This window comes from Streptomyces sp. NPDC034670, assembly GCF_055574875.1.
The window spans coordinates 19,071-37,705 of record NZ_JBVITR010000023.1 but is presented as its reverse complement, the minus strand read 5'-3'; the positions used below and the strand labels follow the sequence as shown (position 1 = coordinate 37,705).

Below are 18,635 nucleotides of genomic sequence, written 5' to 3'. Positions count from 1 at the left end.
TGCGTGCCCCCGCGATCACGAGGAACGCGGGGGCACGGAGGGAGCGGGAGGGGCGGGACGGACGGAAGGAAGGGGAGGAAGGGGACGGACGGCGGGTATCACAGCGTCCGCAACAGCACCGCCGGTTGTTCCACGCAGTCCGCCACGTACCGCAGGAAGCCCCCCGCCGTGCCGCCGTCGCAGACCCGGTGGTCGAAGGTGAGCGAGAGCTGCACGACCTGCCGCACCGCCAGCTCGCCCTCGTGCACCCACGGCTTGGGGACGATGCGGCCGACGCCGAGCATGGCGGCCTCGGGGTGGTTGATGATCGGTGTGGAGCCGTCGACGCCGAAGACCCCGTAGTTGTTCAGCGTGAAGGTGCCGCCCGTGAGGTCCGCGGGCGTCAGCGTCCCGGCCCGGGCCGCCTCGGTCAGCCGGGCGAACTCCGCGGTCAGCGATTCCGCGTCCCGCGCGTGTGCGTCCCGGACGACGGGGACGACGAGTCCCCGTTCGGTCTGCGCGGCGAACCCGAGGTGCACGTCCGCGTACTGGACGACCTCCCTGGCCTCCGTGTCCACGGCGGAGTTGAGCTCGGGGAAGCGGGCCAGGGCGGCCGTGCAGATCCGGGCCAGCAGGGCGAGCACGGAGATCTTCGGCCCGCCGGACGCGTTCATGGCGGCCCGGGTGCGCATCAGTTCGGTCGCGTCGGCGTCCACCCAGCAGGTCGCGTCCGGTATCTCGGTGCGGCTGCGGGAGAGCTTGTCGGCGACGGCGCCGCGGATTCCCTTGAGCGGGACGCGGGTGGTCCGGGCGGTCTCCGCAGCGGCGGGGGCCGGCCGGGCCGGCGCCGTCCGCCGCTGCGGCTCGTCATCCGTCCGGTCCGTACGGCCCCGTGCGGCGGCGGCGCGCAGCGCGTCCTCCACGTCCGCCCGCAGGATCAGTCCGTCGGGCCCGGAACCCGCCAGCTCCCGCAGGTCCAGGCCGTTCTGCCGGGCCAGCCTGCGCACCAGGGGCGAGATGACGGGGACGGGACCGTCCACCGCCCGCCCGGCCGGGGCCCGCCCGCCGACGGCGGGCCGCTCCCGGTCCGGGTCCGCCGTCCGGTCCCGCCCGTTCACCGCGGGCGCGGCGGGCGCGGCGGGCGCGGCGGGCGCCGGGCGCACCCGGCGGCGCCGGGACGGGGCCTGTGACGTGCCGTAGCCGACCAGGACGTTGCCCGATCCCTCGGTGCGGGGGCCCTCCGCCCGGGAATCCTCGCTCCGGGCGGCGGGGGCGTCCGCCGCCTTTGCCGGGCGGTCGTCGTCCGGTTCCCCGACCGCCACCGTCAGCAGCGGGGCGCCGACGGGCAGTTCCGTGCCCTCCGCGCCGAAGCGGGCGGTGACCACGCCGCCGTAGGGGCAGGGCACCTCCACCATGGCCTTGGCCGTCTCGACCTCGACGACCGGCTGGTCGACGGTGACGACGTCACCGACCTCGACCAGCCAGCGCACGATCTCCGCCTCGGTGAGTCCCTCACCGAGGTCGGGGAGCTTGAACTCCAGCACCTGTGCCATCAGCTCTCGGCCTCCCACTGCAGGCGCCCCACGGCGTCCAGGATCCGGTCCACGCCGGGCAGGTGGTGGCGCTCCAGCATCGGCGGCGGATACGGCACGTCGAACCCGGCCACCCGCAGCACCGGTGCCTCCAGGTGGTGGAAGCAGCGCTCCGTGACCCGGGCCGCGATCTCCCCGCCGGGGCCGCCGAAGCCGCCCGACTCGTGGACGACGACCGCGCGTCCCGTCCGCCGCACCGAGGCGCACACCGTCTCGTCGTCGAACGGCACCAGGGAGCGCAGGTCGACGACTTCGAGGTCCCAGCCCTCGGTCCGGGCCGCCTCGGCCGCCTCCATGCAGACGGGCACGGACGGCCCGTACGTGATGAGCGTGGCGCTCCGGCCGGAGCGCCGCACCACCGCACGGCCCACCGGCTCGACGGCCGTCGGGTCGTCCGGGTTCCAGGAGTCCTTCGACCAGTACAGCCGCTTGGGCTCCAGGAAGATCACCGGGTCGTCGGAGTCGATGGCGGCGCGCAGCAGCCCGTAGGCGTCCGCGACGGTCGCGGGGGTGACGACGTGGAGCCCCGGGGTCGCCATGTAGTACGCCTCGGAGGAGTCGCTGTGGTGCTCGACGCCGCCGATGCCGCCGCCGTAGGGGACGCGGATGGTGAGGGGGAGGGGCATCCTGCCGCGCGTGCGGTTGCGCATCTTCGCCACGTGCGAGGCCAGCTGCTCGAACGCCGGGTAGGCGAAGGCGTCGAACTGCATCTCCACGACCGGGCGCAGTCCGTACATCGCCATGCCGACGGCCGTGCCGAGGATGCCCGCCTCGGCCAGCGGGGTGTCCGTGCAGCGCTCCTCGCCGAACTCCTTCGCCAGCCCGTCGGTGATGCGGAAGACGCCGCCGAGGGTGCCGACGTCCTCGCCCATGACGTGCACGGACGGGTCGGCGGCCAGGGCGTCGCGCAGCGCGCGCGTGAGCGCCTGCGCCATGGTGGCCGGCTTGACGGCGACGGTGGTCATCGCTGGGCCCCTTCCGACTCGGCCTCGGCCGCCAGCTCGGCCCGCAGCTGCTCGCGCTGCTCCAGCAACTGGGAGGTGGGCTCGGCGTAGACGTGGGCGAAGAGGTCCATGGGGTCGAGCGCCGGGTCCTGGTTCATGCGGGAGCGCAAGGACGCGGCCATGGTCTCGGCGTCCCGGCGGGCGGCGGCGATGCCGTCCTCGTCGAGCAGGCCGCGCGCGGTGAGCTCCCGCTCCAGCAGCGCGATCGGGTCGTGCTGCTTCCAGGCCTCCACCTCGGCGTCGTCGCGGTAGCGGGTGGCGTCGTCGGCGTTGGTGTGGGCCTCCAGGCGGTACGTGACCGCCTCGACCAGGGTCGGGCCGCCGCCCGCGCGCGCGTGCCGTACGGCGTCGGTGAGGACCTCGTGCACGGCGGCCGCGTCGTTGCCGTCGACCAGCCGGCCGGGCATGCCGTAGCCGACGGCCTTGTGGGCCAGCGACGGGGCCGCGGTCTGCTTGGCGAGCGGTACGGAGATCGCGAAGCCGTTGTTCTGGACGAGGAAGACCACCGGGGCCTGCCAGACGGCGGCGAAGTTCAGCGCCTCGTGGAAGTCGCCCTCGCTGGTGCCGCCGTCGCCGACCAGGGCGAGGGCGACCACGTCGTCGCCCTTGAGGCGGGCGGCGTGGGCGAGGCCGACCGCGTGCGGGAGCTGGGTGGCGAGCGGGGTGCTCAGCGGGGCCACCCGGTGCTCGTGGGGGTCGTAGCCGGTGTGCCAGTCGCCGCGCAGCAGGGTGAGGGCCTCGACGGGGTCCACGCCGCGCGCGACGACGGCGAGGGTGTCGCGGTAGCTCGGGAAGAGCCAGTCGCGCTCCGCCAGGACGAGTGCGGCGGCCACCTCGCAGGCCTCCTGGCCGGTGCTGGAGGGGTAGACCGCGAGACGGCCCTGCTTGGTGAGGGCGGTGGCCTGCGCGTTGTAGCGGCGGCCCTTCACGAGCTCCGCGTACAGCCGGCGCAGCAGCTCCGGGTCGGCCTTCGCGGCCGCCTCGGTGCCGAGGACCCGGTACGGCTCCGCGTCGGGCAGCAGCGGCGCGGGGTCGGTACGGGGCTGCCAGGCGGGCGGCGGGGCGGGCCGGTAGGCCCCCCGCTGCTCCGTGACCGTCATGACGGCACCTCCTCGTGGGACGACTGACGGAGACACGGCTCCTGTGACGTGCCTCACCAACCGATTGTTCGGTCGTCGGCACATTTTGGCTATGGGTGGCACCAGGCTGTGGACAAACGGTTCTCCACAGCCTGAGATGGAGACAGGGCGTCCATGGCGGAGAGGCGGGGGCGGGTGGCAGCTGAACAAATGGCCGGGGGGCCGGAGGGGGCGGCCGAGAGCCGGGAGGGGGCCGGGCGGCTTCTGCCCCCGCGTCCGCTGGACGCCGTCGACCAGGCCATCCTGCGCCTGCTCCAGTCGGACGGCCGGGCGTCCGTGCGCTCGGTCGCCGAGCGGGTCCACGTCTCCCGCGCGAACGCCTACGCCCGCATCAACCGGCTCGTCGAGGACGGCGTCATCCGCGGCTTCGGCGCCCGCGTCGACCACGAGCGGGCCGGTCACGGGACGTCCGCCTACATCACCCTGAAGATCGTCCAGAACTCCTGGCGCACGGTCCGCGAGCAGCTCAGACAGCTCCCCGGCGCCTCCCACATCGCCCTGGTGGGCGGGGACTTCGACGTCCTGCTGCTGGTGCACACGCCCGACAACCGGGCGCTGCGCGAACTGGTGCTCACCCGGCTCCAGGCCATCCCCGAGGTGCTCAGCACCCGCACCCTGCTGGTGTTCGAGGAGGAGGACCTGGAGCCCCAGGGGTGAAAGCCCTCAGGGCGCCTTGCGCAGCCCCTCGAAGGCCAGCCGCGCCACCGCGTCGGCCACCTCGCGCTCGTCCGTGCCGCGCCCGTCCGGCCGGTACCACTCGACGACCGAGTTGATCATCCCGAAGACCAGCCGGGTCGCCAGGCGCACCTCCACGTCGTCGCGCACGTCCCCGTCGGCCGCCGCGGCCCTGAGCAGCTCGGCGACCCGGTGGTCGAACGTGCGCCGCCGCTCCAGCGCCCACCGCTCGGTGTCCGTGTTGCCGCGCACCCGCAGCAGCAGCGTCACGTACGGCAGCTCGGCGATCAGCACCTCGACCGTCCGCCGGACGACGTACTCCAGCCGCTCGGCGGCCCGTCCCGTGCGGGCCCGCTCCTCGTCGAGGATGCCGAAGAGCCCGTCCAGCGCCCGGCTCACCGCGCGGCGCAGCAGTTCCTCCTTGCCGGCCACGTGGTGGTAGATCGACGACTTGGAGATGCCGGCCGCCTTGGAGAGGTGCTCCATGGAGGTGCCGTCGTAGCCGCGCTCGTTGAACACCCGCACGGCGACGGACAACAGCGTCTCCGGGGTGTAGGTGTCGCGTCTGGCGGTGGTCACGGGGTGTCCTCCCGGTTGTCGGAGGCGTAGGCGTGCCGGCCGAGCGCGAGGGACGGCGCGTAGCGGCCCGACGGGTCGCGCTCGTGCAGTTCCTCGAGGAGGGAGCCGGCCCAGCCGCGGCCGAGGCGGCGGCTCCACTCGAAGGGGCCGAGGGGGTAGTTCACACCCAGCCGCATCGCGGTGTCGACGTCCTCCTCGGTGGCGACGCCCTTGGCGACGGCGTCGTGCGCCAGGTCGATGATCCGCGCCACCGTGCGCGCGACGATCATGCCGGGGACGTCCCCGATGACGCTGACCTTCTTCCCCAGCGCCTGGAACAGGCCGGTGGCCTCGGCGACGGTCCGCGCGGAGGTGTCCTGGCAGTGGGACAGGGCGACGCGCGGGGCCGTGCGGTAGTCGAGGGCGAGGTCGAAGTAGACGACGTCACGGAACTCCACGGAGGTCTGGCCGTCGGCGAGCACCAGCTGGCCCCCGCCGGGCAGGACCAGCCGGGTGCCCTCGTCCTCGTCCTCCTCGCGCACCTGGATCCCGGCCTCGCGGATCAGGGCGAGCAGGTCCGACGCGGGCCCCAGGTCGCCCTCGGCGACCACGTACGCGGGCGGCTCGGCGGGCTCGGCGGTGTGCGGCTCGGGGCGCTCGGCGCCGTCCCGGTAGTCGTACCAGCCCCGGCCGCTCTTGCGGCCGAGGCGGCCGGACTCCACCAGCCGGCGCTGGGCGAGGGAGGGGGTGAAGCGCACGTCCTGGAAGAAGGACCGCCACACCGAGTGGGTGACGGACTCGTTGACGTCCTGCCCGATGAGGTCGGTCAGCTCGAAGGCGCCCATCCGGAAGCCGCCCGACTCGCGCAGCACCGCGTCGATGGTGGCCGGGTCGGCGCCCTGGGACTCGTACACCGCGAAGGCCTCGGCGTAGAAGGGCCGGGCGATGCGGTTGACGATGAAGCCGGGGGTGTCGGCGCAGGCGACCGGGGTCTTGCCCCAGGCGCGGGCCGTCTCGTACGCGCGCGTGGCGTACGAGACGTCGGTGGCGAACCCGGAGACGACCTCGACCAGCGGCAGCAGCGGCGCGGGGTTGAAGAAGTGCAGGCCCACGAAGCGGCCCGGGACGCGCAGGGCCCCGCCGATCGCGGTGACGGAGAGGGAGGAGGTGTTGGTGGCGAGCAGGCAGTCGTCGGGGACGACGTCCTCCAGCGCGCGCAGCAGCTCCTGCTTGACGTCGAGCCGCTCCAGGACGGCCTCGACGACCAGGGCGCAGCCGGCGAGGCCGGTGAGCTGGTCGACGGGCAGCAGGCGGGCGCGCGCGGCGTCCCGGTCGGCCGCGGTGAGCCGCTCCTTCTCCACCAGCCGGTCGAGCCGGGCGCCGATCGCGTCGGCCGCTTCCCGGGCGCGGCCGGGAACGGCGTCGTAGAGCCGGACGGGATGGCCCGCGACCAGCGCGACCTGGGCGATTCCCTGGCCCATGGTGCCGGTGCCGACGACGGCCACGGGGCTGCTGAGGTCGAGTGCTGTCATGTGCGCGATCCTCCCGCACGGCGTTTTCCACATATGCGGCGGTCCCCCTTGTCCCGACCGATCGTTCGGTTACTCTAACTCTGACCGCACGTCCGTCACCCGTCATCGCCCCGAACGAGGCGCTCCGTACCCCGCCCCCTGTTCTTCCCGCCCACGCCTTCGCCCGTCTTCCCGCCCGGTCCATGAACTCGAGGAAGAGTTCCTGAGACAAGGAGTTGGTCCCCATGGCCGCCGAACTCACCGCACACCAGCTGATCACCCGGCACCGTCCCACCCTGGACCAGGCCCTGGAAGCGATCCGCACGCGCGCGTACTGGTCCCCGCACCCCGAGCACCCCAAGGCCTACGGGGAGAACGGCAGTCTGGACCCGGCGGCGGGCAGGGCGGCCTTCGACGCCCTGCTCGGCACCCGCCTCGACCTCGGCCAGCCCGGCACGGACGGCTGGGTCGACGGCGAGGTCTCCCCGTACGGCATCGAGCTGGGCGTGAGCTACCCGCACGCGGACCCCGACGTGCTGCTGCCGGCCATGAGGGCCGGGATGCGGGCCTGGCGGGACGCGGGCGCCGAGACGCGCGCGGTGGTCTGCCTGGAGATCCTCAAGCGGATCAGCGACCGGACGCACGAGTTCGCCCACGCGGTCATGCACACCTCCGGCCAGGCGTTCATGATGGCGTTCCAGGCGGGCGGCCCGCACGCGCAGGACCGCGGCCTGGAGGCGGTGGCCTACGCGTACGCGGAGCAGGTCCGCACGCCCGGCGAGGCCGAGTGGACCAAGCCGCAGGGCAAGCGCGACCCGCTGAAGCTGACCAAGCGGTTCACCCCGGTCCCGCGCGGCATCGGCCTGGTCATCGGCTGCAACACCTTCCCCACCTGGAACGGCTACCCGGGCCTGTTCGCCTCCCTCGCCACCGGCAACGCGGTCCTGGTCAAGCCCCACCCGCGCGCGGTGCTGCCGCTCGCCCTCACGGTGCGCGTCGCGCGCGAGGTGCTCACCGAGGCCGGCTTCGATTCGAACCTGGTGGCGCTGGCCGCCGAGCGGCCGGGCGAGGGCATCGCCAAGTCGCTGGCGACCCGCCCGGAGATCCGGATCATCGACTACACCGGCTCCACGGAGTTCGGCGACTGGCTGGAGTCCCACGCCCGCCAGGCGCAGGTGTACACCGAGAAGGCCGGCGTCAACACGGTGGTCGTGGAGTCGACGGACGACTACCGGGGGATGCTCTCCAACCTGGCGTTCTCCCTGTCCCTGTACAGCGGCCAGATGTGCACCACGCCGCAGAACCTGCTGATCCCGCGCGACGGCATCGCCACCGACCAGGGCCCGAAGTCCTTCGACGAGGTCGCCGCCGACCTGGCGAAGGCGGTCGACGCGCTGCTCGGCGACGACGCCCGCGCGAACGGCCTGCTGGGCGCGATCGTGAACCCGGACGTCAAGGCACGCCTGGAGGCCGCCGCCTCGCTCGGCGAGGTCGCCCTCGCCTCCCGCGAGATCACCCACCCGGAGTTCCCCGGCGCGGTGGTCCGCACACCGGTGATCGTGAAGCTGGACGGCGCCAAGCCGGACGACGAGGCCGCCTACATGAGCGAGTGCTTCGGCCCGGTCTCCTTCGCCGTCGCGGTCGACTCGGCCGGTGACGCGGTGGAGCTGCTGCGGCGCACCGTCCGCGAGAAGGGCGCGATGACGGTCGGCGCGTACACCACCTCCCCCGAGGTCGAGGAGGCGGTGCGGGAGGTCTGCCTGGAGGAGGCCGCCCAGCTCTCCCTCAACCTCACCGGCGGGGTGTACGTCAACCAGACGGCCGCCTTCTCCGACTTCCACGGCTCCGGCGGCAACCCGGCGGCCAACGCGACTCTCACCGACGGCGCGTTCGTGGCCAACCGCTTCCGGGTGGTCGAGGTGCGCCGGGAGGCGTAGGGCCCGTTCCGGGGGCGCCCTCAGACGGGTGCGCCCCCGGTGGCGCTCCAGTGGTACAGCGTCATGGCCACACTGGTGGCGAGGTTGTAGCTGGAGACCTGGGGGCGCATCGGCAGTGCGATCAGGTGGTCGGCCCGCGCGCGCAGCTCCGGCGAGAGCCCGGTGCGCTCGGACCCGAAGGCGAGCAGGGCGTCGTCGGGAAGTTTCGTCCGGCGGATGTCCTCGCCCTCCGGGTCGAGCGCGAAGACCGGGCCGGGCGGCAGCTCCCCGGCGGCCGTCCGCTCCACCGCGGTGGCGAAGTGCAGCCCGGCCCCGCCGCGCACCACGGTGGAGTGCCAGGGGTCGAGCGTGCCGGTGGTGACGACCCCGGTCGCCCCGAACCCGGCGGCCAGCCGGATCACGGCCCCGGCGTTGCCCAGGTTGCGCGGGTGGTCCAGGACCACCACGGGAGCGGTGCGCGGGGTCCGGGCGAGCCTCTCGAGGTTGTCCGCGCGGGAAGGGCGTACGGCCAGGGCGGCCACGGCGGTGGGGTGCGGGCGCGGGACGAGCGAGGCGTACGCCGTGTGCGGCACCTCGGTCAGCAGCGCCGCCAGGGTGTCCCGGACGTCCGGGGCCAGCTCGTCGGCGAGGGCGAGCGCGGCGGCCCGGTCGGCGGTGACCGCCACCAGGACCTCCGCCCGGAAGCGCACGGCGTGCTTGAGGGCGTGGAAGCCGTCCAGCAGCACCGCGGTGCCGCTGTGCCGGTGCCAGAGGGCGACGGGATCGGTCATGCCGTGCAGCCTACGTGCGCGGCGCCGGGGTTCCCCCGGGCGCGGGAAGCTCCTCCGTCACCTCCGCCGCCCCCGCCCCGTCGGCGCGGGGATCCGGGCGCCGCGGCCCGGGCACCGGCGTACCGCCACCGCGCGGACGCAGGCGGCCGTGCAGGCGCGCCGCCCGGGCGCCCAGGCGGCGCAGGAAGGCCGTCGGCAGGAAGACCGCGTCGGCCGCGAGCATCGCCAGGGAGAAGAAGGGCAGGCCGAGGACGACGGCGATCACCGCGTGCTCGGTCATCATGAGGGCCAGCAGGACGTTCTTGACCCGCCGGTTGAACAGCGTGAAGGGGAAGGCGACCTGCACGGCGACCGTCCCGTAGGTCATCAGCATCACCAGGGTGCCGCTGGCCGACAGCAGGTCGGCGAGGGCCGGCCAGGGGGAGAAGTACTCCAGGTGCAGCGGGTAGTGGACCGCGGTGCCGTCCTGCCAGCGGGATCCCTGCACCTTGTACCAGCCGGCGGTGGCGTAGATCAGGCACACCTCGGCCATGATCACCAGCAGGGCGCCGTTGTGCACGATGTTCGCGATCACGTCCAGCAGGATCCGCGGCTGCCCGGTCCGCGCGCGGCGTCCGACCAGCCACCACAGCGCCTGGGCCGCCCACACGGACCACAGCAGCGCCGGTATGAACCGGTCGCCGTCCAGCCGGCCCGCCAGGGTCGCCAGGAGCAGCAGGAACCCGAGCACTCCCCACAGCACCGGTCCGACCCGGTCCCGCGGCCGCTCCCCGCGCGCGCGTGCCGCGCTCTCGCGCCGGGCGCGCCGGGCGTCCAGCGACCAGACCCGGCCGCAGCGCGTGAACACGAGGTAGATCGCCATCAGGTGCAGGACGTTGTCGCCGCCGTCCCCCATGAAGACGCTGCGGTTCTGCAGCGTCAGCACCCCCACCATGAACAGCACCGACATGGTGCGGGTGCGCCAGCCCAGCAGCAGGAGCAGGCTCCACAGCACGGCGAGCGCGTAGACGGTCTCGAACCAGACCTGGCCGTCCGACCACAGCAACGCGGTGAAGGCGCCGTTGGTCCCGACGAGCTGGTCGGCGAGGTCCCAGCCCCAGGGGCTGTCGGGTCCGTACAGCTCCTGGCGGTGGGGGAACTCGCGCAGCAGGAACAGCAGCCAGGTCAGGCTGAAGCCGATGCGTATGACCGCGGTCTGGTGGGGGCCGAGCGCGCGGTCGGTGACGCGGGTGACGGCGCGGGAGACGGCCGGCGGGAGGCGGTTCACCCGATGCCTCCCCGGGCCTCGTCCTCCGGCACCGGCCACCAGGGCAGCGTGCGGTACTCGGGCGTGGTGGAGACCTGTTCCCCGCTCCACTCGGGCGGCGGCACGTCGGTGGTGCGCGAGCGGACCTGGATCCGGTCGATGGCACCGTCCCGGCCGGCCGCGTCCACCCGGTCGAGGCGCAGCACCGCGATCCGGCGCAGGTACGCCTCGGAGAGCGCCCCGCGCAGGCCCACCGGGCGGTTGTCGTCGTCGTGCGTCCCGACCAGGAAGTCCCAGGCGCGCCGCAGTTCGTTCTGCTGGGTGTGGCTGGGCAGCGGGTTGCCGTCGATGGCCCGGCCGTCCTGCGCGGACAGGTCGTACCAGCCGGTGGTCCGCACCCCACCGTCCCCCGTCCGGATCTCGGCGCGCACCTGGACGGCGATGTTCTGCTGCAGCGGGTTCGGCGCGAACAGCTTCCAGTTCTGCTCGAACTCCGGGTAGATCCAGTCCTCGATCGTCCGGCTGTGCTGTTTGCTGACCGTGTTCGCGGGCGCCACGTGCAGGAACGCCATGCCGAGGTGCACACAGGCCCCGGCCGCGACGACCGCGAGCGCCACCGCGGCGCCGATCCGGTAGGGGAGGGAGAGGGCGGCCACACCGGTGCGGGGCCCGGCGGGCGGGCCGGCCGTCGGCGCACCGGCCGGAGGACGGTCGGCACCGCCCGCCGGGGAGCGCGGCGCGGACGGGGAGCGCGGCGCGGACGGGGAGCGCGGCGCGGACGGGACGTCCGCCGGGCCCTCGGCGGCCGTCAGGGGGCCCTCCGGGCCGCCCGGGCCGCCCAGGTCATCTGGACCATCCGTGTCACCGAAGTCACCGAAGTCACCCGAACCGCTTGAGCCCCCTGAGTCACCCGGGTCGCCGGGAAGGGGCGGGCCCGTCCGGCGGCCCGGTGCGTCCGCCGGGCCGCCGGGGGCGGGCCCGGGGCCGGGCAGGGCGCGGCGCGGGCCCGGCCCGCTCGGCCCGTGCCGGGCGTCCGGGCCCTCGTCGTACGCGTCCATGTCCGCCCTGCTCCCCGATCCCGGTCCCGGTCCGCACCCGGTCCGTCCTTCACCGCCCCCGCCTGCGCGCGACGGCGAGGGCGTCGCGCCGTCCCCCGCCGTCGCCGCACGGCCGCCCCGCCGCACGGAACGGTACTCAGGACCGCCCGTCCGGGCACAGCCCCGGCGGGCCACCCGTTCCGCGACCGTCGTCCACGGGCGTCACCCGCAGGTTATCCACAGCGGTTGACACCTCGCGGCGCCCGTCTCACCATGGAATCGCACGAACCGAACGATCGGTCGGGAGCGTGCTCCGAGAAGAGTCCAGGTCGAGGGGGAGACATGGCGACAGCAGCCGTCCGCGATACGGCCCGCAGCCAGGCGCACGACGCACCGGACGCCGCCGGCACCGCCGAGCACGCGCGTGCCTTCGACGCGGCCGTCGCCGCCGACGAGCGGATCGAGCCGCGCGACTGGATGCCGGACGCCTACCGGGCCACGCTCGTCCGGCAGATCGCGCAGCACGCCCACTCCGAGATCATCGGCATGCAGCCGGAGGCCAACTGGATCACGCGCGCGCCCTCGCTGCGCCGCAAGGCGATCCTGATGGCCAAGGTGCAGGACGAGGCCGGGCACGGCCTGTACCTCTACAGCGCCGCCGAGACGCTCGGCGTCAGCCGCGACGAACTGCTCGACAAGCTGCACTCCGGCCGCCAGAAATACTCCTCGATCTTCAACTACCCCACGCTGACCTGGGCCGACGTCGGCGCGATCGGCTGGCTCGTGGACGGCGCGGCGATCACCAACCAGGTGCCCCTGTGCCGCTGCTCCTACGGCCCGTACGCGCGCGCCATGGTCCGCATCTGCAAGGAGGAGTCCTTCCACCAGCGCCAGGGCTACGAGCTGCTGCTCGCCCTGAGCCGGGGCACGCCGGAGCAGCACGCGATGGCGCAGGACGCGGTGGACCGCTGGTGGTGGCCGTCGCTGATGATGTTCGGTCCGCCCGACGACGAGTCCCAGCACTCCGCCCAGTCGATGGCCTGGAAGATCAAGCGGCACTCCAACGACGAGCTGCGCCAGCGCTTCGTCGACATCTGCGTCCCCCAGGCCGCGTCGCTCGGCCTCACCCTCCCCGACCCGGACCTGAAGTGGAACGAGGAGCGCGGGCACTACGACTTCGGCCCGATCGACTGGACGGAGTTCTGGGAGGTCCTCAAGGGCAACGGCCCGTGCAACGAGCAGCGGCTGGCCCGGCGCAGGCGGGCCCACGAGGAGGGTGCCTGGGTCCGGGAGGCGGCAGCCGCCCACGCGGCCAAGCACACCCGCGGCACCGGCGGCACCACGAACGGCTCCGCCCGGCCCGCGAACGGAACCGGCCGAACCGTGCCGGCGAACGGCGAGACAGGAGCGACGCGCGCATGACCCACACCGACTGGCCCCTGTGGGAGGTCTTCGTGCGCTCGCGCCGCGGACTGTCCCACACCCACGCCGGCAGCCTGCACGCGCCCGACGCGGAGCTCGCCCTGCGCAACGCCCGCGACCTCTACACCCGGCGCGGCGAGGGCGTCTCGATCTGGGTCGTGCCGTCGTCCGCGATCACCGCCTCCTCGCCCGACGAGAAGGACCCGTTCTTCGAACCGGCCGCCGACAAGGCCTACCGGCATCCGACGTTCTACGAGATCCCCGAGGGGGTACAGCACCTGTGACGACGACCCCCGCCGAGGGCTCCGCCCTCACGACGGCCGCGCTCGCCCTCGGGGACGACGCGCTGGTGCTCTCCCACCGCCTGGGCGAGTGGGCCGGCCACGCCCCCGTCCTCGAGGAGGAGGTCGCCCTCGCCAACATCGCGCTGGACCTGCTGGGCCAGGCCCGGGTGCTGCTGTCGATGGCCGGCGACGAGGACGAGCTCGCCTACCTGCGCGAGGAACGCGCTTTCCGCAACCTGCAGTTGGTGGAGCAGCCCAACGGCGACTTCGCCCACACCATCGCCCGCCAGCTGTACTTCTCCACCTACCAGCACCTCCTGTACACCGAACTCGCGGCCGGCGAAGGCCCGTTCGCGCCCCTGGCCGCCAAGGCAGCCAAGGAGACCGCCTACCACCGCGACCACGCCGAGCAGTGGACCCTGCGGCTCGGGGACGGCACCGACGAGAGCCACACGCGGATGCAGCGTGCCGCGGACGCGCTGTGGCGCTACACCGGCGAGATGTTCCAGCCGGTCGAAGGCGTCGACGCCGACTGGAGCGGCCTGGAGACGGCCTGGCTGGAGCGGACCGGCGAGGTGCTGCGCCGCGCCACGCTCACGGTGCCCGAGAGCCCGCGGACCGGGGCGTGGGCGGCCGGCGCGGGCCGTCAGGGCCTGCACACCGAGCCCTTCGGCCGCATGCTCGCCGAGATGCAGCACCTGCACCGCAGCCACCCGGGGGCGACGTGGTGACCACCACCCCGCTGGAGGCGGAACTCCTGGAGCTCGCCGGCTCGGTGCCCGACCCCGAACTGCCCGTGCTGACCCTGCGCGAGCTGGGTGTCGTGCGCGCGGTGCACGCGCGCGGGAGGGACACCGTCGAGGTCGAGCTGACCCCGACGTACACCGGCTGCCCGGCCGTCGAGGCGATGAGCCTGGACATAGAGCGGGTGCTGCGCGAGCACGGGGTGCGCGAGGTCACCGTCCGCACGGTGCTCGCGCCCGCCTGGTCGACCGACGACATCACCGAGGAAGGGCGACGCAAGCTCCGGGAGTTCGGCATCGCCCCGCCGCGCGTGCGGTCGGCGTCCGGGCCGGTCCGGGTGGAACTCGGGCCGACCCGCACCCGCTCCGCCCCGGAGGTCCCGGGCGACTCGAGGGATCCGGAGGAGGACCTCGGCCCCGTGCGCTGCCCGCACTGCGGATCCGCCGGGACCGAGCTGCTCAGCCGTTTCTCCTCCACCGCGTGCAAGGCGCTGCGCCGGTGCCTGGCCTGCCGCGAACCGTTCGACCACTTCAAGGAGTTGTGATGGCGCGCTTCCACCGGCTCCGGGTGGCCGCGGTCGACCGGCTCACCGACGACTCCGTCGCCCTGACCCTCGCCGTCCCCCCGGACCTGCGCGAGGAGTACCGGTACGTGCCCGGCCAGCACCTGACCCTGCGGCGCACCGTCGACGGCACCGACGTACGGCGCACCTACTCCCTCTGCTCCCCCGCGCCCGACGGCGAGGGACCGAGCACGCTCCGGGTCGGCGTGCGGCTGGTCGACGGCGGCGCCTTCTCGACCTACGCGCTGAAGGAGATCGGCATCGGCGACGAGCTGGAGGCGATGCCCCCGGCCGGCCGCTTCACCCTCCGCCCCGCTCCCGGCCGGTACGCGGCGATCGTCGGCGGCAGCGGCATCACCCCGGTGCTGTCGATCGTCTCGACCCTCCTCGCCCGCGAGCCCCGCGCCCGCTTCTGCCTGATACGCAGCGACCGGACGTCCGCCTCGACGATGTTCCTGGAGGAGGTCGCCGACCTGAAGGACCGCTACCCCGAGCGGCTCCAGCTGGTGACGGTGCTCTCCCGGGAGGAACAGCAAACGGGCCTGCCGTCCGGGCGGCTGGACCACGAGCGGCTGACCGGGCTGCTGCCCGCGCTGCTGCCCGTGGACCGGGTGGACGGCTGGTTCCTGTGCGGTCCGTACGGACTGGTCGAGGGAGCCGAGCGGGCGCTGCGCGGGCTGGGGGTCGCGCGCTCCCGCATCCACCAGGAGATCTTCCACGTGGACAGCGGCACGGCACCGGCCGCGCCGGCGCCGGCGCCCGTGCACAGCACGGTCACCGCCCGGCTCGACGGACGCGGCGGCACCTGGCCCGTCCAGGACGGCGAGTCCCTGCTGGAGACGGTGCTGCGCAACCGGCCCGACGCGCCCTACGCCTGCAAGGGCGGGGTGTGCGGGACCTGCCGCGCCTTCCTCGTCTCGGGCGAGGTGCGGATGGACCGCAACTTCGCACTGGAGTCGGAGGAGACCGAGGCAGGCTACGTCCTGGCGTGCCAGTCGCATCCGGTGACGGAGAGGGTGGAACTGGACTTCGACCGGTAGGGACCGTCCCGCTCCCGGCTCCGGCCGACCCGGCCCTCCGCGCCGGCCCGGGCCGGGCCCCGGCGTCCCTGCGGAACGCCTACAGCACGTGGCCGGGCTGCCCGTCGTCGGTGACGACCGGGCGGCCGGCGGCCTCCCACACCTGCATGCCGCCGTCCACGTTCACGGCGTCGATGCCCTGCTGGGCCAGGTACATGGTGACCTGGGCCGACCGCCCGCCGGAGCGGCAGATCACATGCACCCGGCCGTCCTGCGGGACGGCCTCGGTCAGCTCGCCGTAGCGGGCCACGAACTCACTGATCGGGATGTGCAGTGCCCCTTCGGCATGACCGGCCTTCCACTCGTCGTCCTCACGGACGTCCAGCAGGAAGTCGCCGTCCTTGAGGTCCGCGACCGCGACCGTGGGCACCCCGGCTCCAAAACTCATGCCCCCGACGCTACCCGACCGGCGGGGCCACGGCTCAGCCCAGCAGCTCCGCCAGCTCCGCCTCGCGCTCGGTCACCTGCGCCCGCAGCTGCTCGGCGATCTCCTCCAGCAGCCGGTCGGGGTCGTCCGGGGCGAGGCGCAGCATCGCCCCGATGGCGCTCTCCTCCAGCTCCTTGGCGACCAGCGTGAGCAGTTCCTTGCGCTCGGCCAGCCATTCGAGGCGGGCGTACAGCTCCTCGGCGGCGCTCGGGGCACGCTTCAGCTCCGGGCCGGCGGCCCACTCCTCGGCGAGTTCGCGCAGCTCGTCCTCGTTGCCCCGGGCGTAGGCGGCGTTGACGCGGGTGAGGAACTCCTCCCGGCGCAGACGCTCCTTCTCCTCCTGCGCCAGGTCCGGGTGGACCTTGCGGGCGAGGTCGCGGTAGAGCCTGCGGGCCTCCTCGCTGGGCCGCACCCGCTGCGGGGGCCGGACCGGCTGGTCCGTGAGCATGGCCGTGGCCTCCGGGAAGAGGCCGTCGCCGTCCATCCAGCCGTTCAGCAGTTCCTCGACCCCGGGGATCGGCATCAGCCGGGCGCGCGCCTCGTCGGCGCGGCGCCGGTCCTCGGGGTCACCGGTGCGGGCCGCCCTGGCCTCCAGGATCCGGGCGTCCAGCTCCTCGAGGCGGGCGTACACCGGGCCGAGCTTCTGTTCGTGCAGCCGGGAGAAGTTCTCGACCTCGACGCGGAAGGTCTCCACCGCGATCTCGAACTCGATCAGCGCCTGCTCGGCGGCCCGTACGGCCTGCTCCAGCCGCTCCTCGGGCCGCGCGGCACCACCGTCGCCCGGCGTCCGCGCGCCGGCGCCGCCACCCTGCTCACCTTCCGGGGTCGTCACCCGGACAGCGTAGGCCACCGCCCGCCCCTCACACTCCCAGCTCCGCCGCGATCCGTCCCGACCGCACCGCCGCCACCAGGTCCGCGTGGTCCGCCTCCGTGCGGTCGGCGTAGGCGACCGCGAAGGCCGCCACCGCCTCGTCCAGCTCGTCGTTCTTGCCGCAGTACCCGGCGATCAGGCGGGGGTCCGCGCTGTGGGAGTGGGCCCGGGCCAGCAGGGCGCCGGTCATCCGGGCGTAGTCGTCGACCTGGTCGGCGGCCAGGGCCACCGGGTCGACGCTGCCCTTGCGGTTGCGGAACTGGCGCACCTGGTAGGGCAGGCCGTCGACCGTCGTCCAGCCCAGCAGGCCGTCGCTCACCACCTGCATCCGCTTCTGGCCCTGGACCACGCGCCTGCCCTCGTGGCCCGCCTCCGGGGCGTCGAAGCCGGCCGTCGCCAGATGCGGCACCAGGGCCGAGGGGCGGGCCTCCTTCACCTGCAGGACCAGCGGCTCGCCCCGGTGGTCGAGGAGCAGCACGACGTACGAGCGGGTGCCCACGCTGCCCGTGCCGACGACGCGGAACGCCACGTCGTGCACCGCGTACCGGGCCAGCAGCGGGAGGCGGTCCTCCGGGAGCGTGCCGAGGTACTGCTCCAGGGAGGCGGCCACCGCGGCGGCCTCCTCCTCCGGGACACGGCGCAGCACCGGCGCCGCGTCGACGAAACGGCGGCCGCCGTCCGCCGTCGCCTCGGTCGACTTGGCCGCGAAGCGGCCGCTGGTGTTCGAGCGGGCCTTCTCGGAGACCCGCTCCAGCGTGCCCAGCAGATCGTGGGCGTCGGTGTGGGAGACCAGTTCCTCGTCCGCGATCGCGTTCCAGGCGTCCAGCGCCGGCAGCCTGGACAGCAGCCGCATCGTGCGGCGGTAGGCGCCCGCCGCGTCGTGGGCCGCCGCACGGCAGGTGTCCTCGTCCGCGCCGGCCTCCCGGCCCGCGAGCACCAGCGAGGCGGCGAGCCGCTTCAGGTCCCACTCCCAGGGGCCCGTCACCGTCTCGTCGAAGTCGTTCAGGTCGATGACCAGTCCGCCGCGCGCGTCCCCGTACAGACCGAAGTTCGCCGCGTGCGCGTCGCCGCATATCTGGGCGCGTATCCCGGTCACGGGAGTGCGGGCCAGGTCGTACGCCATGAGTCCCGCCGATCCGCGCAGGAAGGCGAACGGCGTCGCGGCCATCCGGCCCACCCGGATCGGGGTCAGCCCGGGCAGCCGGCCGCGACCGGACTCCTCGACGGCCTCGACCGCGCCGGGGCGGGAGGCGTCCGGGTCGAGGCCGGCGTGCGCGCCGCGCGGGACCCGGCGGCGCAGGGCCTTGCCCTCCGCCCTGGGGTTGCCCGCGGCCGGCCACTCGGCGAAGCCCGGCACCCGCGGCAGCCGCCGCGGCTCACCCGTGCCCGCCGTACCGGTCGTACCTTCCGTACCGGTCGCACCTTCCGTACCGGTCGTCCCCGCGACGCTCTCGGCCACGCCAACCGCCTCCCCCACACCCCGCACGCCCGCACCCGCACGCGTGCCCATGACATGTTCTTCCGGTGACACGTTCTTCCGACCCGGGCCCGAGGGCGACACGCGGCCGGGCATCACCCGATCGTGTCGACCGTACCGCCGGTGGCCGAAACACGGCAGGTCCTGTGGACAACTCCAGTGGTGTGGAGAAGCCCGTCGGCGCGGAAAGGCGTCCAGGCCCCGCACCCGGGGCGACCGGCAGAACCGGGCCGGCGGACGCGGTCACGGACCGGACGGCGACGTCCGGGACGGAGGCGCCGAGGACCGTCTGCAGCGGACCCGGCGCGGCGCCCCGAGCAC

Annotated in this window: 18 protein-coding genes; 7 read left to right on the top strand and 11 right to left on the bottom strand. The window is 74.2% G+C overall.

Annotation, left to right across the window (positions count from 1 at the left end; genetic code table 11):
• Positions 1 to 98: 98 nt before the first annotated feature.
• From ACZ56B_RS17370 to pdhA, 3 genes are read right to left on the bottom strand one after another with little or no spacing between them, the layout of a single operon-like run.
• Positions 99 to 1,532, bottom strand: coding sequence for a dihydrolipoamide acetyltransferase family protein (locus ACZ56B_RS17370; protein ID WP_468790697.1), 1,434 nt, complete (start codon positions 1,530 to 1,532; stop codon positions 99 to 101).
• Complete coding sequence (locus ACZ56B_RS17365; protein WP_468790695.1) at positions 1,532 to 2,536, bottom strand: alpha-ketoacid dehydrogenase subunit beta; 1,005 nt, start codon at positions 2,534 to 2,536, stop codon at positions 1,532 to 1,534. The genes ACZ56B_RS17370 and ACZ56B_RS17365 overlap by 1 nt, the downstream gene beginning before the upstream one ends.
• Positions 2,533 to 3,675 carry a pyruvate dehydrogenase (acetyl-transferring) E1 component subunit alpha gene (gene pdhA / locus ACZ56B_RS17360; protein WP_468790693.1) on the bottom strand — a complete coding sequence of 381 codons (1,143 nt, stop codon included), beginning with the start codon at positions 3,673 to 3,675 and terminating at the stop codon, positions 2,533 to 2,535. Before pdhA ends, ACZ56B_RS17365 begins: the two co-directional genes overlap by 4 nt.
• Before the next feature lie 189 nt (positions 3,676 to 3,864).
• On the opposite strand from pdhA, the gene ACZ56B_RS17355 reads away from it, so the two are divergent.
• On the top strand, positions 3,865 to 4,371 hold the full coding sequence (locus ACZ56B_RS17355) for an Lrp/AsnC family transcriptional regulator (RefSeq protein WP_468790796.1): 507 nt from the start codon (positions 3,865 to 3,867) through the stop codon (positions 4,369 to 4,371).
• Positions 4,372 to 4,377: 6 nt separating this feature from the next.
• On the opposite strand, the gene ACZ56B_RS17350 is transcribed toward ACZ56B_RS17355, so the two are convergent.
• Together ACZ56B_RS17350 and ACZ56B_RS17345 are read right to left on the bottom strand one after the other, a co-directional pair.
• Positions 4,378 to 4,968, bottom strand: a complete 591-nt coding sequence (locus ACZ56B_RS17350) for a TetR/AcrR family transcriptional regulator (protein ID WP_468790691.1) — start codon at positions 4,966 to 4,968, stop codon at positions 4,378 to 4,380.
• On the bottom strand, positions 4,965 to 6,479 hold the full coding sequence (locus ACZ56B_RS17345; protein ID WP_468790689.1) for a 3-hydroxyacyl-CoA dehydrogenase: 1,515 nt from the start codon (positions 6,477 to 6,479) through the stop codon (positions 4,965 to 4,967). Before ACZ56B_RS17345 ends, ACZ56B_RS17350 begins: the two co-directional genes overlap by 4 nt.
• A 224-nt stretch (positions 6,480 to 6,703) precedes the next feature.
• Here ACZ56B_RS17345 and paaN point away from each other — a divergent pair, with 224 nt between their 5' ends.
• Positions 6,704 to 8,395: a phenylacetic acid degradation protein PaaN gene (gene paaN / locus ACZ56B_RS17340; protein WP_468790687.1), complete on the top strand. Its 1,692-nt coding sequence runs from the start codon at positions 6,704 to 6,706 to the stop codon at positions 8,393 to 8,395.
• A gap of 20 nt (positions 8,396 to 8,415) precedes the next feature.
• Here paaN and ACZ56B_RS17335 read toward each other — a convergent pair whose 3' ends face one another.
• From ACZ56B_RS17335 to ACZ56B_RS17325, 3 genes are read right to left on the bottom strand one after another with little or no spacing between them, the layout of a single operon-like run.
• Positions 8,416 to 9,165, bottom strand: coding sequence for a TrmH family RNA methyltransferase (locus ACZ56B_RS17335; protein ID WP_468790685.1), 750 nt, complete (start codon positions 9,163 to 9,165; stop codon positions 8,416 to 8,418).
• Positions 9,166 to 9,175: 10 nt separating this feature from the next.
• On the bottom strand, positions 9,176 to 10,432 hold the full coding sequence (locus tag ACZ56B_RS17330; protein WP_468790683.1) for an HTTM domain-containing protein: 1,257 nt from the start codon (positions 10,430 to 10,432) through the stop codon (positions 9,176 to 9,178).
• Positions 10,429 to 11,469: a DUF5819 family protein gene (locus ACZ56B_RS17325; protein ID WP_468790681.1), complete on the bottom strand. Its 1,041-nt coding sequence runs from the start codon at positions 11,467 to 11,469 to the stop codon at positions 10,429 to 10,431. Before ACZ56B_RS17325 ends, ACZ56B_RS17330 begins: the two co-directional genes overlap by 4 nt.
• 321 nt (positions 11,470 to 11,790) lie before the next feature.
• Between ACZ56B_RS17325 and paaA the strand changes: the two genes are divergently transcribed.
• The 5 genes from paaA to ACZ56B_RS17300 are packed head-to-tail and all read left to right on the top strand — an operon-like array spanning position 11,791 to position 15,500.
• Positions 11,791 to 12,870, top strand: a complete 1,080-nt coding sequence (gene paaA / locus ACZ56B_RS17320) for a 1,2-phenylacetyl-CoA epoxidase subunit PaaA (protein WP_468790679.1) — start codon at positions 11,791 to 11,793, stop codon at positions 12,868 to 12,870.
• A complete protein-coding gene (gene paaB / locus ACZ56B_RS17315; RefSeq protein ID WP_468790677.1) occupies positions 12,867 to 13,154 on the top strand; it encodes a 1,2-phenylacetyl-CoA epoxidase subunit PaaB in 288 nt (95 codons plus the stop codon). The genes paaA and paaB overlap by 4 nt, the downstream gene beginning before the upstream one ends.
• Complete coding sequence (gene paaC / locus ACZ56B_RS17310; protein ID WP_468790675.1) at positions 13,151 to 13,885, top strand: 1,2-phenylacetyl-CoA epoxidase subunit PaaC; 735 nt, start codon at positions 13,151 to 13,153, stop codon at positions 13,883 to 13,885. The genes paaB and paaC overlap by 4 nt, the downstream gene beginning before the upstream one ends.
• A complete protein-coding gene (gene paaD / locus ACZ56B_RS17305) occupies positions 13,879 to 14,442 on the top strand; it encodes a 1,2-phenylacetyl-CoA epoxidase subunit PaaD (protein WP_468790673.1) in 564 nt (187 codons plus the stop codon). The genes paaC and paaD overlap by 7 nt, the downstream gene beginning before the upstream one ends.
• Positions 14,442 to 15,500, top strand: a complete 1,059-nt coding sequence (locus ACZ56B_RS17300; RefSeq protein ID WP_468790671.1) for a 2Fe-2S iron-sulfur cluster-binding protein — start codon at positions 14,442 to 14,444, stop codon at positions 15,498 to 15,500. Before paaD ends, ACZ56B_RS17300 begins: the two co-directional genes overlap by 1 nt.
• A gap of 79 nt (positions 15,501 to 15,579) precedes the next feature.
• Here ACZ56B_RS17300 and ACZ56B_RS17295 read toward each other — a convergent pair whose 3' ends face one another.
• The 3 genes from ACZ56B_RS17295 to ACZ56B_RS17285 are packed head-to-tail and all read right to left on the bottom strand — an operon-like array spanning position 15,580 to position 18,347.
• A complete protein-coding gene (locus tag ACZ56B_RS17295) occupies positions 15,580 to 15,909 on the bottom strand; it encodes a rhodanese-like domain-containing protein (protein ID WP_468790794.1) in 330 nt (109 codons plus the stop codon).
• Between the two features lie 52 nt (positions 15,910 to 15,961).
• Entirely contained in the window at positions 15,962 to 16,798 is an 837-nt protein-coding gene (locus ACZ56B_RS17290) for a hypothetical protein (protein WP_468790669.1), read from the bottom strand.
• Positions 16,799 to 16,826: 28 nt separating this feature from the next.
• Positions 16,827 to 18,347 (bottom strand): DUF2252 domain-containing protein, encoded by a 1,521-nt coding sequence (locus tag ACZ56B_RS17285; RefSeq protein ID WP_468790667.1) that lies wholly within the window; start codon positions 18,345 to 18,347, stop codon positions 16,827 to 16,829.
• Positions 18,348 to 18,635 lie beyond the last annotated feature (288 nt).